The organism is Rhodanobacter sp. BL-MT-08, from assembly GCF_054161255.1.
This window is the reverse complement of sequence record NZ_CP167872.1, coordinates 1,924,934-1,939,788: the sequence shown is the minus strand read 5'-3', so window position 1 is coordinate 1,939,788 and position 14,855 is coordinate 1,924,934. Positions and strand designations below refer to the sequence as shown.

At 63.5% G+C, this 14,855-nt stretch carries 14 protein-coding genes; 4 read left to right on the top strand and 10 right to left on the bottom strand.

The genetic code is table 11. From position 1 onward, the window contains the following. Window positions 1–68 precede the first annotated feature (68 nt). From ispF to ACDK93_RS08495, 6 genes are all read right to left on the bottom strand, one after another. Complete coding sequence (gene ispF / locus ACDK93_RS08520; protein ID WP_458072392.1) at window positions 69–542, bottom strand: 2-C-methyl-D-erythritol 2,4-cyclodiphosphate synthase; 474 nt, start codon at window positions 540–542, stop codon at window positions 69–71. Further along, window positions 542–1,243, bottom strand: coding sequence for a 2-C-methyl-D-erythritol 4-phosphate cytidylyltransferase (ispD, locus tag ACDK93_RS08515; protein ID WP_458072164.1), 702 nt, complete (start codon window positions 1,241–1,243; stop codon window positions 542–544). Before ispD ends, ispF begins: the two co-directional genes overlap by 1 nt. A gap of 5 nt (window positions 1,244–1,248) precedes the next feature. Further along, window positions 1,249–1,587 carry a cell division protein FtsB gene (gene ftsB / locus ACDK93_RS08510; protein WP_458072163.1) on the bottom strand — a complete coding sequence of 113 codons (339 nt, stop codon included), beginning with the start codon at window positions 1,585–1,587 and terminating at the stop codon, window positions 1,249–1,251. A 19-nt stretch (window positions 1,588–1,606) separates the two neighbouring features. Next, window positions 1,607–2,905: a phosphopyruvate hydratase gene (gene eno, locus ACDK93_RS08505; protein ID WP_458072162.1), complete on the bottom strand. Its 1,299-nt coding sequence runs from the start codon at window positions 2,903–2,905 to the stop codon at window positions 1,607–1,609. Between the two features lie 63 nt (window positions 2,906–2,968). Next, entirely contained in the window at window positions 2,969–3,802 is an 834-nt protein-coding gene (gene kdsA / locus ACDK93_RS08500; RefSeq protein ID WP_458072161.1) for a 3-deoxy-8-phosphooctulonate synthase, read from the bottom strand. After that, window positions 3,799–5,472 carry a CTP synthase gene (locus tag ACDK93_RS08495; protein ID WP_458072160.1) on the bottom strand — a complete coding sequence of 558 codons (1,674 nt, stop codon included), beginning with the start codon at window positions 5,470–5,472 and terminating at the stop codon, window positions 3,799–3,801. Before ACDK93_RS08495 ends, kdsA begins: the two co-directional genes overlap by 4 nt. Window positions 5,473–5,616: 144 nt before the next feature. Between ACDK93_RS08495 and ACDK93_RS08490 the strand changes: the two genes are divergently transcribed. Further along, window positions 5,617–7,461 carry an aminopeptidase P family protein gene (locus tag ACDK93_RS08490; protein ID WP_458072159.1) on the top strand — a complete coding sequence of 615 codons (1,845 nt, stop codon included), beginning with the start codon at window positions 5,617–5,619 and terminating at the stop codon, window positions 7,459–7,461. An 8-nt stretch (window positions 7,462–7,469) separates the two neighbouring features. Here the strand turns inward: ACDK93_RS08490 and ACDK93_RS08485 are convergent, their stop codons facing one another. Together ACDK93_RS08485 and ACDK93_RS08480 are read right to left on the bottom strand one after the other, a co-directional pair. Then, complete coding sequence (locus ACDK93_RS08485) at window positions 7,470–10,175, bottom strand: putative bifunctional diguanylate cyclase/phosphodiesterase (RefSeq protein WP_458072158.1); 2,706 nt, start codon at window positions 10,173–10,175, stop codon at window positions 7,470–7,472. A gap of 126 nt (window positions 10,176–10,301) precedes the next feature. Continuing rightward, complete coding sequence (locus ACDK93_RS08480; RefSeq protein ID WP_458072157.1) at window positions 10,302–11,078, bottom strand: TenA family transcriptional regulator; 777 nt, start codon at window positions 11,076–11,078, stop codon at window positions 10,302–10,304. 82 nt (window positions 11,079–11,160) lie between these two features. On the opposite strand from ACDK93_RS08480, the gene ACDK93_RS08475 reads away from it, so the two are divergent. Together ACDK93_RS08475 and ACDK93_RS08470 are read left to right on the top strand one after the other, a co-directional pair. Then, window positions 11,161–11,397: a hypothetical protein gene (locus ACDK93_RS08475; protein ID WP_458072156.1), complete on the top strand. Its 237-nt coding sequence runs from the start codon at window positions 11,161–11,163 to the stop codon at window positions 11,395–11,397. Between the two features lie 562 nt (window positions 11,398–11,959). Next, a complete protein-coding gene (locus ACDK93_RS08470) occupies window positions 11,960–12,391 on the top strand; it encodes a DUF3429 domain-containing protein (RefSeq protein WP_458072155.1) in 432 nt (143 codons plus the stop codon). 47 nt (window positions 12,392–12,438) lie between these two features. Here ACDK93_RS08470 and ACDK93_RS08465 read toward each other — a convergent pair whose 3' ends face one another. Next, complete coding sequence (locus ACDK93_RS08465; RefSeq protein ID WP_458072154.1) at window positions 12,439–12,828, bottom strand: MAPEG family protein; 390 nt, start codon at window positions 12,826–12,828, stop codon at window positions 12,439–12,441. Window positions 12,829–12,924: 96 nt separating this feature from the next. Further along, complete coding sequence (locus tag ACDK93_RS08460; protein WP_458072153.1) at window positions 12,925–13,809, bottom strand: metal-dependent hydrolase; 885 nt, start codon at window positions 13,807–13,809, stop codon at window positions 12,925–12,927. Window positions 13,810–14,012: 203 nt separating this feature from the next. Here ACDK93_RS08460 and ACDK93_RS08455 point away from each other — a divergent pair, with 203 nt between their 5' ends. After that, window positions 14,013–14,846 carry a DUF4097 family beta strand repeat-containing protein gene (locus tag ACDK93_RS08455; protein ID WP_458072152.1) on the top strand — a complete coding sequence of 278 codons (834 nt, stop codon included), beginning with the start codon at window positions 14,013–14,015 and terminating at the stop codon, window positions 14,844–14,846. Window positions 14,847–14,855 lie beyond the last annotated feature (9 nt).

Genomic DNA, 14,855 nt, shown 5'->3' with positions numbered 1-14,855 from the left:
GGAGTCTCTTCAAATTCGGACATGACGCTCCACCGGCCACGCCGGTATTTAATGATGTCAACGAGCGCTCAGCGGCGCTCGAGCAGAACGGTGGCCTGCGCGGCAATGCCTTCGCTGCGGCCGGTAAAGCCGAGCTTCTCGGTCGTGGTGGCCTTGACGCTGATGCGGCCCACGTCGCTATCCAGATCCGCCGCCAGGCATTCGCGCATCGCCAGCGCGTGTGGCGAAATTTTCGGTCTCTCGCCGATCACGGTGATATCGGCATTGCCCAGGGCATAACCATGCTGCGCCATCAGCGTGGCCGCATGACGAAGAAACTGGCGGCTGTCCGCGTTGCGCCAGCGCTCGTCGCTCGGCGGAAAATGCACGCCGATATCGCCCAGCGCCAGCGCGCCGAAAATCGCGTCGCACAGCGCGTGGATCACCACGTCGCCGTCCGAATGCGCGATCACGCCATGGGTGTGTGGCACGCGTACGCCGCCGAGGGTCACGTGGTCACCCTCGCCGAACGCGTGCACGTCGAAACCGTTACCGATACGCATCATGCGGTTCTCGCCAGTAGAAACTCGGCCAGCGCAAAATCCGCCGCCGTGGTCACCTTGATATTGTCCTCGGCACCTTCGACCAGCAACGGCGCGAAGCCGGCCTGCTCCATCGCCATCGCCTCGTCGCTGATCCTGGCGCCGCGTGCGGCGACATCGCGCAAGGCCGCGATGAGCTGGCCGCGACGAAACATCTGCGGCGTAAACGCACGCCAGCGCTCGTCGCGCGGCTCGGTGGCCATGCTGCGCGAGGCGTCGTTGGCGCGCTTGAGCGTATCGCGCAGCGGCGCACCGAGCAGGCCGCCGTCGACCGCCGTGCAAAGATCGATCAACCGGCTGATATCGGCCTGCCGCACGCACGGCCGGGCCGCATCGTGGACCAGTACGAAATCATCGGCGCCCACGTCCGATGGCAAAGCTTCAAGTCCGGCCAGCACCGAATCGCTGCGCTCGGCACCGCCCACAGCGGTGAGCACCGGCTTGCCTTGCATGGAATCGATCCCAGGCCATTGCGCATCCGACGAGCCGAGCGTCACCAGCAGTCCGGCGATGCGCGGATGCGCGGCGAGGCGTTCGAGCGTGTGCAGAATCAGCGCGCGCCCGGCCAGCGGCAGATATTGCTTGGGACAGTCGCCACCGACCCGCGTGCCGCGACCGGCGGCCGGCACCACGCACCAAAAAGAATCGGTAGAGAGCGACATCGCGCTCACGGCTGGCCGGCTTGCGCCGCCGTAGACGCCGCTGCGGGCTGCGCCGACGAGGCCGCAGCCGGCGCCTCGACAACCTGATAAAACGTTTCGCCCGGCTTGATCAGGCCAAGCTCAGTACGCGCGCGCGCCTCGACCGCCTGGTCGCCGTGCTTGAGATCCTGCACGTCGGCACCCAGCGCCTGATTGCGCTGGGTCAGACGATCGTTTTCATCGGTCTGTTTCTTGACCGCGATGCGCAGACTGTCGACGTCGCGCATGCTGCCCGCGCCGGACCACAGCTTCAGCTGCAGTCCGACCAGAATCAGGAGCAAAACCAGGGCGACCCAGCGCAGCATCGGCAGTCAAACGCCCCGCTCAGCCGGGCAGCTTGCTGAGATTCGGGAACGCGTCGCGACCGGCGTAGCGCGCGGCGGCGCCCAGCTGCTCTTCGATGCGCAGCAGCTGGTTGTACTTGGCCACGCGATCGCTGCGGCAGAGCGAACCGGTCTTGATCTGGGTTGCCGTGGTGGCCACGGCGATGTCGGCGATCGTGGTGTCTTCAGTTTCGCCGGAACGGTGCGAGATCACCGCCGAATACCTGGCTGCATCGGCCATCGCGATGGCTTCCAACGTTTCGGACAGCGTGCCGATCTGGTTGACCTTGATCAGGATCGAATTGGCGATGTGCTTGTCGATGCCTTCGCGGAAGATCGCCGGGTTGGTCACGAACAGATCGTCGCCAACCACCTGGATACGGTCGCCGATGGCGTCGGTCAACAGCTTCCAGCCGTCCCAGTCGCCTTCGGCCATGCCGTCTTCGATGGTGACGATCGGATACTGCTTGGCCCAGCCGGCCAGCAGGTCGACGAACTGTTCGGAGGTGTACTGCTTGCCTTCGCCGGCCAGATCGTATTTACCGTTCTTGTAGAACTCCGAGCTGGCGGCATCGAGCCCGAGCAGGATCTCGCTACCGACCTTGTAACCGGTCTTGCCGATCGCTTCGAGGATGGTGTCGAGCGCCTCGACATTGGAACGCAGGTTTGGCGCGAAACCGCCTTCGTCGCCCACCGACGTGCTCAGGCCGCGGCCGTGCAGCACGCTCTTCAGCGCATGGAAAATCTCCGCGCCGGCGCGCAGCGCCTCGGCGAAGGTCGGCAGGCCGACCGGCAGCACCATGAACTCCTGCACGTCGATATTGTTGTCGGCATGCTCGCCGCCGTTGATGATGTTCATCATCGGCACCGGAAGCGCGCCCGGCTTGCCATTGGACAGGTATTTCCACAGCGGTTCACGGCGCGACGCGGCCACCGCATGCGCGGCCGCCATCGACACGCCGAGCAGCGCGTTGGCGCCGAGCTTGCCCTTGTTCGGCGTACCGTCGAGCGCAATCAGCTTGGCGTCGAGGCCTTTCTGGTCGAGTGCATCGAAACCCTTCAGCGCATCGGCAATCGTCGTGTTGACGTTGGCCACCGCGTTCTTCACACCCTTGCCGCCGTAGCGGGCTTTGTCGCCGTCGCGCAGCTCGACCGCCTCGCGCGATCCGGTCGATGCGCCGCTCGGCACCGCGGCGCGGCCAAAGCTGCCGTCGCTCAGGGTGACTTCGGCTTCCAGCGTGGGATTGCCGCGTGAATCGAGGATTTCGCGGGCGTGAATGCGGGTGATATCGGTAGTCATGGAGTTCCTATCTGGACGGTGCTAACGAAAGGTGTCGCGCGCGCAAAAAACTTGCGACAGCGCTTAGAGCGAATCTTCGAGAAAGGCGTGCCGCTTGGTGACGGCATCGAGCGCCATCAGCGTTTCCAGCAGCGCTTCCATCTTGCCCAGCGGCCAGGCGTTCGGACCGTCGGAAAGCGCCTTGCTCGGATCTGGATGCGTCTCGGCGAACAGCCCGGCAATGCCGACTGCCACCGCCGCGCGCGCCAGTACCGGCACGAACTCGCGCTGACCGCCGGAGCTGGCGCCCTGGCCGCCCGGCAGCTGCACCGAGTGGGTCGCATCGAAAACCACCGGGCACTGGGTTTCGCGCATCACGCTGAGCGAGCGCATGTCCGACACCAGGTTGTTGTAACCGAAGCTCGCGCCGCGCTCGCACACCATGATGTCGTCGTTGCCCACGGCCTTGGCCTTGGCGACTACATGCTTCATGTCCCACGGCGCCAGAAACTGGCCCTTCTTGATATTCACCGGCTTGCCGGCGCGCGCCACCTTCTGGATGAAGTCGGTCTGGCGGCACAGAAAGGCCGGCGTCTGCAGCACGTCGACGACCGAGGCGACCTCGTCCATCGGCGTGTACTCGTGCACGTCGGTGAGTACCGGCACGCCGATCTGGCGGCGCACTTCGCCGAGAATGCGCAGGCCTTCTTCCAGCCCCGGGCCGCGAAAGCTCTCGCTGGACGAACGGTTCGCCTTGTCGAAGCTGGACTTGAAGATGAAGTTGACGCCGAGCTTACCGGTGATCTCCTTCAGCTTGCCCGCCACGTCCAGCTGCAGCTGTTCGGACTCGACCACGCACGGGCCGGCGATCAAAAACAGCGGATGGTTCAGGCCGATCTCGAAACCGCATAATTTCATGCCACGGACTCCTGCTGGGCCAGACGATGACCGTCGCGCACGGCCTTGTACTCACGCGCGGCGCGGACAAAACCGATAAACAGCGGATGGCCGTCGCGCGGCGTGGAGGTGAACTCCGGATGCGCCTGGCAGCCGAGGAACCACGGGTGCGCCTGCGGCGACAGCTCGACGATTTCCACCAGCAGGTCGTCCATCGACTTGCCGGAAATCACCAGACCCAGGTCCTCGAACGCCTGGCGGTAGCGGTTGTTGAACTCGTAACGATGGCGATGGCGCTCGGCGATCACATCCTGGCCGTAAAGCTCGCGTGCCAGCGTGCCGGCCTTGAGGCGGCACGCCTGCGAGCCCAGGCGCATGGTGCCGCCGAGGTCGGAGCGATCGCTGCGCTGTTCGATTTCGCCCGTGGCGGTGGTCCATTCGGTGATCAACGCGATCACCGGATCGGGCGTATTGCGGTCGTTCTCGCTGGAATCGGCCTCGGGCAGATTCGCCACATGGCGGGCAAAGTCGATCACCGCCGCGTGCATGCCGTAGCAGATGCCGAAGTACGGCACGCCGTGCTCACGCGCGTAGCGGGCGGCCAGAATCTTGCCCTCGAAGCCGCGCTTGCCGAAGCCGCCCGGCACCAGAATGGCATCGACATCGGAAAGCACCGCCGCGGCACCGTCGGCCTCGATCTGCTCCGAATCGATCCATTTCAGATTGACCCGCGTCTGCTGCTTGATGCCGCCGTGGCGCAGGGCTTCGCCGAGCGATTTGTAGGCATCCTTGTGCTCGACGTACTTGCCGCAAATGGCGACGGTGATCTCGTCTTTCGGATTCACCACCGCGTCGACCGTGCGCTGCCACGCGGACAGATCCGCCGGCTTGGCGTTCAGGCCGAGGCGCTTCACCACGATGTCGTCCAGGCCCTGGCTGTGCAGCCACAGCGGCGTCTTGTAGATCACGTCGACGTCGACGGCGCTGATCACCGCCTGCTCCGGCACGTTGGTGAACAGGGCGATCTTGCGGCGCTCGCCCTCGGGCAGCGCCTGCTCGCTGCGGCACAGCAGGATGTCTGGCTGAATACCGATCGAGCGCAGCTCCTTCACCGAATGCTGCGTCGGCTTGGTCTTAATCTCGCCGGCGGCCTTGATATATGGCACCAGGGTGAGATGCATGAACACCACCTTTTCCGGGCCGTGTTCGATGCGCAGCTGACGAATGGCTTCGAGGAACGGCAGCGACTCGATATCGCCAACGGTGCCGCCGATTTCCACCAGCGCCACGTCATAGCCGCGCGTGGCCTCGTGGATGCAGTGCTTGATCTCGTCGGTGATGTGCGGAATCACCTGCACGGTGGCGCCAAGGTAATCGCCGCGGCGCTCCTTGCGGATCACGCTTTCGTAGATCTTGCCGGTGGTGATGGAGTTCTTGCCGGCGAGGCGGGTGTTGACGAAACGCTCGTAGTGGCCAAGGTCGAGGTCGGTTTCGGCGCCGTCGTCGGTGACGTAGACCTCACCGTGCTGGAACGGGCTCATGGTGCCCGGGTCCACGTTGATATAGGGGTCGAGCTTCATCATGGTGACCGAAAGCCCGCGGGCTTCCAGAATCGAGGCCAGTGAAGCCGCAGCAATGCCCTTGCCAAGCGAGGACACCACACCGCCGGTGACAAAAATCAGGGGGGTCATGGAAAGTAGCCGTGCTGGAAATAGGCATTTTAGCGGCAGAACCGTCCCGCTGCGAGAGAGCATTCAACAATCGACCGATTTAATTCATCCACGGCGCTGTCGCCGCGCGTGAAAAGGCGGCATATCGCCTGCTAGCATGACCTGATGACCAATCCACCCTCCCCCTCGATTCCCGACCGTCTGGCCGCCCTGCGCGCCGCCATGCAGCAGCACGGTGTGGCCGCCGTGCTCGTGCCCAGCGCCGACCCGCATCTTTCCGAGTACCTGCCCGATCACTGGCAGGCACGCGCGTGGCTGTCCGGTTTCACCGGTTCGGCAGGCACGCTGATCGTTACGGCCGACCACGCCGGCCTGTGGACCGACTCCCGCTATTTTTCGCAGGCCGAGCAGCAGCTGGCCGGTACCGGCATTTCGCTGATGAAGCTGCAGGTGCCGCACGCGGCCGAACATCTCGTCTGGCTGCAGAAAAATCTGCACGAGGGCGACGTGCTGGCGATTGCCGGCGACAGCGTGGCCGTGAGCACGCAGCGACAGATCGAGAAAAAGTTGAAGGAAAGCGGCGCCAGCCTGCGCACGGATCTGGATCTGCCGGGCGCGATCTGGAGCGACCGCCCGGCCTTGCCCACCGCACCGGTGGTGGCTCACGACCCGGCCTTTGCGGTGATCCCTCGCGCGGAAAAGTTCGCCCGCGTGCGCGAAAGCATGCGCAAGCTTGGCGCCACGCATCACCTGATATCCAGCCTCGACGATATCGCCTGGCTGACCAACCTGCGCGGCAGCGACGTCGAGTGCAACCCGGTCTTTCTGGCCCATATGCTGATCGATGCGAGCGGCCGCGGCACCCTGTTTGTCGCCCGCGGCAAGCTCAGCGATGCACTCGTCGGCGCGCTGGCCGCCGACGGTATTGCGATCGCCGATTACGCCACGATCACCTCCGCGCTCGCCGATCTGGGCGCGCAGGACAGTCTCTTGCTGGACAGCGGCCGCATCGTCAGCACCATCGACGCCGCCATTCCGGCGGCGGTCAAGCGCATCGAGGCCGCCAACCCCAGCACCGCCATGAAGGCGCGCAAGAGCAGCGCCGAGCTCGACCACGTGCGCGAAGTGATGCGCCGCGACGGCGCCGCGCTGGTTTGCGCCTTCCGCCGGCTGGAACAGCGTCTCGCCGCCGGCATGGCGCTGACCGAGCTGGATGTCGACACGCTTTTATATGAGGAGCGCTCGATCCAGCCCGGCTACGTCGGCAAGAGTTTCGACACCATCGCCGGCTATCAGGCCAACGGCGCCCTGCCGCACTATCGCGCCACGCCCGAGCAGCACAGCGGCCTGCAGGCCAAAGGCCTGCTGCTGATCGACTCCGGCGGCCAGTACCAGGGCGGTACCACCGATATCACCCGCGTGCTGGCGCTGGGCTCGACCACCGACGAACAGCGACGCGACGCGACGCTGGTGATGAAGGGCATGATCGCGCTGAGCCGCGCGCGCTTTCCCAAAGGCGCCAGCGGCCCGCAGCTCGATGCGCTGGCGCGGGCGCCGCTGTGGGCCTCGGGCATGGATTACGGCCACGGCACCGGCCACGGCGTGGGCTACTTCCTCAACGTGCATGAGGGCCCGCACGGCATCCGTCCGCCGGTTTCCGGCAGCGCGCTGGTGGCGCTGGAGCCGGGCATGATCAGCTCGATCGAACCAGGCTTGTACAAGCCCGGCCGCCACGGCATACGCCACGAAAACCTGGCCGTGGTGATCGAAGCGGATACCACCGAATTCGGTGAGTTCTATGCGTTCGAAACGCTGACGCTGTGCCCGTTCGATCGCAACGCGCTGGAAATTTCCCTCCTCAATCCGGAGGAGCGCGCCTGGCTCGACGACTATCACGCCAAGGTGCGCGCCGCGCTCAGCCCGCTGCTGGAAGACGCCGATCTGGAATGGCTCAACCGGCACTGTGCGCCGCTGCAGGTTTCATCGCGGGAAGCCGCGGCTGCAGCGTAAAACTGTATTTACGTTCGCTTCGGCGGTACGAGCCGAAGCTTGGTGGTTCCCAGCGTCGCGCTCGGGCGCAACAGGCGCTCGATCTTGTTTGGGCCAACGGGATAGGAATACAGGTAACCCTGCCCTTCCAGGCATCCGGCGCGCACCAGAAAATCATGCTGCGCCTCGGTTTCGATGCCTTCGGCAATCGTCGTGAGGCCCAAGGCTTTCGACATGGCCAGCATCGCTTCGGCAATCGCGACGTCACCGGCGTTGTCCGGCAAACCGGTGACAAAGGAGCGATCGATTTTCAGAAATGCAACCGCGGGCAGCTTCAGGTAGGACATCGAGGAATAGCCGGTGCCGAAATCGTCGATCGCCACGTCGATGCCCAAGGTATGCAACATGTGCATCGTGCGCTCGGTATCTTCACCAAGGCGCAGCATCGCGCTCTCGGTGATCTCAAGCAGCAGCCGCCGCGCCGAAATATGCCGCGCCTGCAGCGTGCGGCTGATGCCTTCGACAAAGGCCGGCTGACCGAACCAGCGCGCGGAAATATTCACGGCCACCCGGATCGCCGGGACGCCGGCCAGATCCCACGCCTGAATCTGCGCGCACGCGGCCTGCAGTACCCATTCGTCGATGCGCCGGATCATGCCCAGACTCTCCGCCATCGGAATGAATTCACCCGGCAATACCTCGCCGCGCTCGGGATGCTGCCAGCGCAGCAGCGCCTCCACTGCCACGATACGACCCGTGCGCATTTCCACGCTGGGCTGATAGACCAGATAGAACTCGTCGCGGGACAGCGCCTGCCGCAGCTCGCTGGCGAGCTGCAGCCGCTTGCGGGTATTGGCATGCATCATCGGCGAATAGAAGCGATAAGCGTTGCGCTCCTGGGTTTTCGCCGCATACATCGCCGCGTCGGCGTTGGCGATCAGCGATGACGCGTCAGTGCCGTCCAGCGGAAATCCTGCCACGCCGATGCTTGCGCTCAGAAAAATTTCGTATTCATCGACCACGAACGGTTCAGAGAGACTCGCCAGCAGCCGGTTGACGATCGGGCGAGCGTCTTCACGCAGGCTCAGACGATGCAGCAATACGGTGAATTCATCGCCGCCGATGCGCCCGGCCATATCGCCTTCGGCCAGCTGCTGGCTGATCCGCTCGGCCACTTTCACCAGCAAACGATCGCCGATGGCGTGGCTGTAACTGTCGTTGACGATCTTGAATGCGTCCAGATCGATGAACAGCACGGCGACGGCCATGCGCTCGCGCGCGGCCACCGCAATGGCCTCGCTGCAGTGGCGCTCGAACTCCGAGCGGTTGACCATGCCGGTGAGCGGATCGTGCCGTGCCAGATGCTCCAGCCGGCGCTGGTTGGCCTTGCTGGAGAAGATGTTGGTGAACACCGCCACGTAATACTGCACGTTGTTGTCCGCATCGCGGATTGCGCTGATGCTCAGCTGCTCGGGATAGGTGCTGCCGTCGCGCCGCGTGCTCTGCACTTCGCCGAGCCAGTTGTGCCCGGCCGCGATGTTTTTCCAGATCGACAGCGGCAGCGGGGAGCCATCCGGCAAGGTGCGGGTGTCCTCGAAAGGCTTGCCCAACAGCTCGCGCGTGGTAAAACCGGTGATGCCGGTGTGCGCCATATTGGTCGACACCACCCGCCGGTCGGCGTCGGCAATGATCACTCCCTCGACAATGCTGGCCAGCGCCTCGGCCGCCACCCGGCGCTCCTGCTCCATCGCCACTCGCTCGGAGATATCGCGGATGATCGCCTGCCGTACCGGCGTACCGCTCCAGTCGACCAGGCTGCTCTGCGTTTCGACCGGGCGCTTGCTGCCGTCGGCATTGAGCAGCGCGTTGATCGCCGGCCCGCCTTCCTTGCGGGAGATCTGCTGGGTGAACAGGTGCACGAAGCGATCACCGACCAATTCATCCCAACGACGTCCGGTCCATTCGCTGGCCGCGCGGTTAACGTCGAGTATTCGCCCGCTGTCTTCGTCCACCATCACGATGGCGTCCGCCGCACTGTCGAATACCAGGCGGTAGCGCTCCTCGCTACCCTTGACGCTCGCGAGAATACGGCGCGCCATACGCAACCATAGCAGAGCCGCAAGAATGGCCGCAGCCAGTACGCTGGAAAACAGTACGCGGCCGATCCAGACCGCGCCATGGGCTATCTCGATAGAAAATTGATTGGTGCGCGGCTCGATGTAAACATTCAGATCCCGCACACGCTTCTGCAGTTCGGCAATGCGCTCACGATTGATCGACGTCGCTGCATATTCACGCTGCAGCTGCAGGGAGATTTTTCGTAGCTCTTCGATCGGCTGATCGGTAGAGCGCCAGGCCGCCAGCGCCTCCCGCATGTGCGGCGCGCCGGAAAAATACTCAAGCATGAGAATGATGCCGGACTTTGCCGAGGGCATGACATTGCCACGGATAAACGCCCGATCGACTTCGCCACTGTCGAAATTGCCCCGGGCAATGGCGTCACGCGCCAGGCGATCAGAGTTGATGAGCGAATAATTACTTTCAAATGCAGTCAACGAAGCCGGATTGCCATCAATGGCGTAATTGCCAAGGTCGATGACCGACTGTTTCTGGGCCTTGGACCAAACACTCTCGCTGTTAAGAAAACCAGCGAGAGTGACCTGGACCTGCATAGCAAACCAAGTGAGCACCAGAATGAATCCGACAATTGCAACCAACCCGTAGGCAAGCGGCATAAGACGTCGACGCAGGGGGCTTCTCAAGGCGGCGTGCGTGCTAGGCATATCTCCAATGATCCGAATAATCTTCCATCAGGGGAAACCCATGACTCTCACACGCAGCAACTTGGCTGGACCGATAAGTCAGGCTGCAGCTTCGTTGACCCTCCACAAATCCTGCCGCGACTGCAGGCACTTATCGCCAAGAATACGCATGCTCACGTAACTTCTCTTGACGCATTCACCCAAGTGAGCCACTTCGCTCGGCAGAGGATTGGTTCCCAACAACGTACAGACTATCTCCAAAGCCTCCCACGGATGTGTGTCATCGTAGTCAGCATGGAGATGCAACCAACGCAGACTGGAGGCCCTTTCGGACTTTTCGAAGCTCTCCCGGTACTTTGTACTCTGATAGACAAAGTGCGACCACTCACCGGTAACCCCTTCAATGGCGTAGTTGGTGGCAACCATACCCGCTGCCAATGTGCCGCTCTTGCTGATTTCCTCGCACCACTTGGCGAGCCCATCGGTACCCTGCGGCGCGGCACCGTGCAGAAGCACATCGCGTGAGATCCCGGCACCCTCGCCCCAGTTCAGCCAATACTCCGCGTGATTCTGTTCAACGCGGATGTTGCGTACGAGCCAGCGTCGCGCCATGTCCTCGCCCTTGCTACGGCCGTACTGCGTCTTCAGCAAGTTGAGGGCCATGTAACTCGGGAATCGTTCGATAAACGGCCAGATGCCGACCATGAAATTGGTAGTGGCCGTAAGTCCCAGAGTGCATTCGCGCATCATCACCCACAGTTCGTGATCCAGCACGGTTTGCTTGGTGCTTTGGCAGTCGGCAATCATGTCCTGTGCCCACTGCGGGTAGCTGCTGATTTCTGTGAGGGGGCCGGTACGTTCGAAATGCGTGTTCATGTAAAACTCCTTGGCGATAGCGGCCGCTTTACTTGGCGACTGCGTGATACGGCGTGGGACAGTCCGCGCCGCTGTGACTCCGGTGATCGAATGGAAAATCACCGGAAACCTTGAACGGCCGATCCGGGTCGGCGCTCTGAACGGGGAAGTGGTTTTTCGGATGCGATACCGGTTCGTGCACGACGGCGCGCTCTGCAAGCGTGAGCAGGTTCGGCCGTCCGTTCGCACGGACAGAAAAGCCATCCCTTGCAACGCGGCGCACAATGCGGCCGGTGCGTTGTCGACGCATGCGCTGCCGCAGAACAAATCATCACGTTGATCGACGCGACGCGCGCCATGTGCAGCGCTGGCGGACGGTCGATACGGCTGATTCACTGCGGCAGTCCGCGCACGATAAATTCCGATCCGCTGCAGCAGCGCTGATCCCATGTGACTCACGGCTCGGCCCACCGTGGCACGACTGCCAGCCAGCGTAAGGCGAGACGGGGCCAATCGCCGGTGCCCGCGGCGTTATCGACGGGCCGACAAAGGCGTCGTCGATATGCCCCGATCCTCTCTCAGTCGGCTACCGGATGCAAACCGGAAATAGCCAGTGCTGCAGTCCCGCGCTGGCGCTGGTGACTGGCAGGCAGACGAGGTTGATAGTGCATTCCCATGCCGACAGGCACTATCGAACAGGCAAACGTGCACCAGGCCGAAACCGCAGAGCACCCTCCGGACTAAGCGAAGCGGAACTGGCGGCCCATCGTGCCGGAGAGGACTGCCTGCGTACGTACCCAAGGGGCGGATATCCGCTGCCAAGGCGTGGCAAGATTCACCGGAAACGGGCGCCATACTGCGGCAAAATCGCGATCGACCGAATTTTTCCCAGGAACGCTGAAATGACCATGCAGGACACACGACCACTTCCCCGCGGCATGCTCGCCCTTGGCTGGAGCGGGCTGCTGCCGTTCATCGGCGCACTGGCGCTGGCTGCGCTTGCGCCGGGCTGGCACGATGTCGCGCTCACGGCGTTTATTGCCTACGCCGCCGTCATTCTGAGCTTTCTCGGCGGCGCACGCTGGGGCCGCGGCCTGGCCACCGTCGTATCCGCTTATCGCTATGGCGAAGCCGTGCTGCCCAGCCTGATCGGTTTTGCCGCGCTGCTGCTGGCGCACAGGCCACTGCCGGCGCTGGCCCTGCTGGCCGGCGGCTTTTTGATCTGGCTGCTGATCGATTTACGCGACCCGCTGTGGTCACAAAGGTATCGCCGCATGCGGCTGGGGATCAGCGTGGTTGTGCTGTTACTGCACTCGGCGTGGCTGCTGATCTAGCCCGCGCCGGCCGGCCGGTATCCGAATCCGCACCGGATGAGGCGGTTCTAGAAAAGCGCTTCGAGCACCTGCAGAAACCCCCAGAAAGCCACAATCCATACCGCCGTACGCAGGTAGGGAATGCCCGCCGCGTACACCGGCCAGTACGCCACGCGCGCCCAGAAATACACCTGGGCACCCAATGCCGTGTGGTCCGTGTTGCGGTGGCTCAGCACCACGGCGAGCACCGCGGCGGCGAAGAAGGGAAAGGTTTCCAGAAAATTCCGGCTGGCACGATCGGCGCGCGCCGCCACACCGACCAGCGGTTTGGCGTCGCCTTCGCGGTTGCCCGCGTTCCATGTGATTCCGCGTTGCGCCGTGGCGAGGCAGGCAGCCACCAGCACATACGCCAGGCCTAGAGCGATGGACCAGGCCAGCATCTTGATTTCGATCGTCATGCGGCGGTTCCGCCAAGGGATGGTTGCGATGTGAACGGATCAGATCATCTTCAGCGGCACCGCGCCAGTCCTGCAGGAAAGTGCCACGAGGCCTTGTCAGCCAGCGGCGGCGGCCCACGCCTTCGATGTCGGCACCGGCCTTGCCACTGGTGCCTTCGCCAATTCGTCGTAATGACGGCGCGTAGCCTCCACCAGCCTGCGGTTGTCGTGCTTCCACGGGTGGTAGCCGGGCACAAACCACGCCAGCCACTGGCTGCCGATGCGGGTGATGGGACCGGGCGACACGAACAGAAAACCCAGCAGGCGCAGCCACCCGCGCCAGTCCTTCTGGGTGCCCTCGGCCTTGGAGATGCGCCACATGAACTGCCAGACCCGGAAGGTAAACAGCCCGGTGACAAACAGCATGGCGCGGCTGCGACGCAGGTATTGCTTCAGCGGTGATCCGCCGACGCGCCGAAACACGTCGAACGCGACGCCCTTGTGCTCGGTTTCCTCCAGCGCGTGCCATTGCCAGATCGCCGCCATGCGTGGATCAGACTTTTGCATCGTTTCGGGATGGCGCAACACCTGATCGGCCAGCATGGCGGTGAAATGCTCCAGGCAGATCGTCACCGCCAGCTGCCCCAGCGGCGGCAGTTTCTTTGCCCGATTCTCCTGGAAGGTTTTCAACACCCGCACCAGCTCGCTGGCGCCGATGCCCTGCTGCTCCAGACGCTCGTTGTATTCCAGATGCTCGCGGCTGTCCATCGCCTCCTGCCCGATAAAGCCGCCCACCTCGGCGTCGAGCACCGGATCGTCGGCAATCTGAGCGCGGAACGCACGCACGCTGTCGATAAAGAAACGTTCGCCGTCGGGAAACATCAGCGACATCGCGTCGAAAAACCGCGTCTTGTGCGCATCACCCTCGACCCAGTAACGCGGGATGTCCGCCGCCATATCGAAATGCAGATCGCGACGAACAATGGTCGGTGAGTGGCTCATGACGCTTCCACGTGTCGGGGTGTTCGCACAAAATTAGGCGCATCGTCCTCAGGTTTCAAGATACCGTCGCGCAAGCCGCTGTTTTTGCAGGGCCACGAATGGGGCTAGCTCATTGCGCAGCGCAGCGTCAGGTGGCGCCGAGCGTGTAAACCTTTCGCCGCTTCGCCGCATCTCATGCTGCGTTACCTACCGGGAGTGAAGACGTGCGCAAACTTATTTTAGTCCTGCTGCTTATCGCGCTGCCGCTGGCGGCGAGCGCCAACGAGTGCAAATTCACCGCAGCGCGCAATGCCGATCTGGATGCGGCCGGATTGAAAGACCTGATGCTGACGCTGGGATCGACCGATCTGGATATTCACAGCGCGCCTGGCCTGACCAAGGTCGAAGTGCGAGGCACCGCCTGTGCCTCCGACGCCTCGAAGCTGCAGGATCTGCAGGTCAACGCCCGTCGCAACGGCGACCACGCCACGGTCGATACCAGCACCAACGGCGGCTATATCAACATCAGCCTGTTCGGCTCCAGCTATGCGTATATGAAGCTGGTGGTGCGCGTGCCGGCGTCGGTGGCCGTCGCCGTCGACAGCGGCTCGGGCGATGTCAACGCCTCCGATCTTGCCTCGCTGAACTTCGATTCGGGCTCGGGCGATCTGGTCGCCGACCACATCGCCGGCCCCCTGACCCTGAAAGTCGGCTCGGCCGACGTGAAAGCCCAGCACGTGGGCAGCGTCGATCTGCGAGGCAGCGGATCGGGCGACGTGGACGTGATCGATGTGCAGGGCGACGTTCGCGCCGGGCACTCCGGTTCGGGGGACCTCAGCTTCGACCATGTCACCGGCAGCGTCAGCATCGGCGGCACGGGCTCCGGTGACATCCGCCTCGACAGTATCGGCCGGGACGTCGATGTGGGCAGCACGGGCTCGGGCGATGTGACGGCGGACGGTGTGGGCGGAAACTTCAGCGTGCACTCCACCGGCAGCGGCGACGTCCGGCACAGCAATATCAAGGGCAGCATCAACGTACCCAAGAGCGATGACTGACGTCTCCTG

Coding starts and splice junctions, on each gene's coding strand:
- ispF (WP_458072392.1), bottom strand. CDS start 542: ATGCGTATCGGTAACGGTTTCGACGTGCACGCGTTCGGCGAGGGTGAC.
- ispD (WP_458072164.1), bottom strand. CDS start 1,243: ATGTCGCTCTCTACCGATTCTTTTTGGTGCGTGGTGCCGGCCGCCGGT.
- ftsB (WP_458072163.1), bottom strand. CDS start 1,587: ATGCTGCGCTGGGTCGCCCTGGTTTTGCTCCTGATTCTGGTCGGACTG.
- eno (WP_458072162.1), bottom strand. CDS start 2,905: ATGACTACCGATATCACCCGCATTCACGCCCGCGAAATCCTCGATTCA.
- kdsA (WP_458072161.1), bottom strand. CDS start 3,802: ATGAAATTATGCGGTTTCGAGATCGGCCTGAACCATCCGCTGTTTTTG.
- ACDK93_RS08495 (WP_458072160.1), bottom strand. CDS start 5,472: ATGACCCCCCTGATTTTTGTCACCGGCGGTGTGGTGTCCTCGCTTGGC.
- ACDK93_RS08490 (WP_458072159.1), top strand. CDS start 5,617: ATGACCAATCCACCCTCCCCCTCGATTCCCGACCGTCTGGCCGCCCTG.
- ACDK93_RS08485 (WP_458072158.1), bottom strand. CDS start 10,175: ATGCCGCTTGCCTACGGGTTGGTTGCAATTGTCGGATTCATTCTGGTG.
- ACDK93_RS08480 (WP_458072157.1), bottom strand. CDS start 11,078: ATGAACACGCATTTCGAACGTACCGGCCCCCTCACAGAAATCAGCAGC.
- ACDK93_RS08470 (WP_458072155.1), top strand. CDS start 11,960: ATGACCATGCAGGACACACGACCACTTCCCCGCGGCATGCTCGCCCTT.
- ACDK93_RS08465 (WP_458072154.1), bottom strand. CDS start 12,828: ATGACGATCGAAATCAAGATGCTGGCCTGGTCCATCGCTCTAGGCCTG.
- ACDK93_RS08460 (WP_458072153.1), bottom strand. CDS start 13,809: ATGAGCCACTCACCGACCATTGTTCGTCGCGATCTGCATTTCGATATG.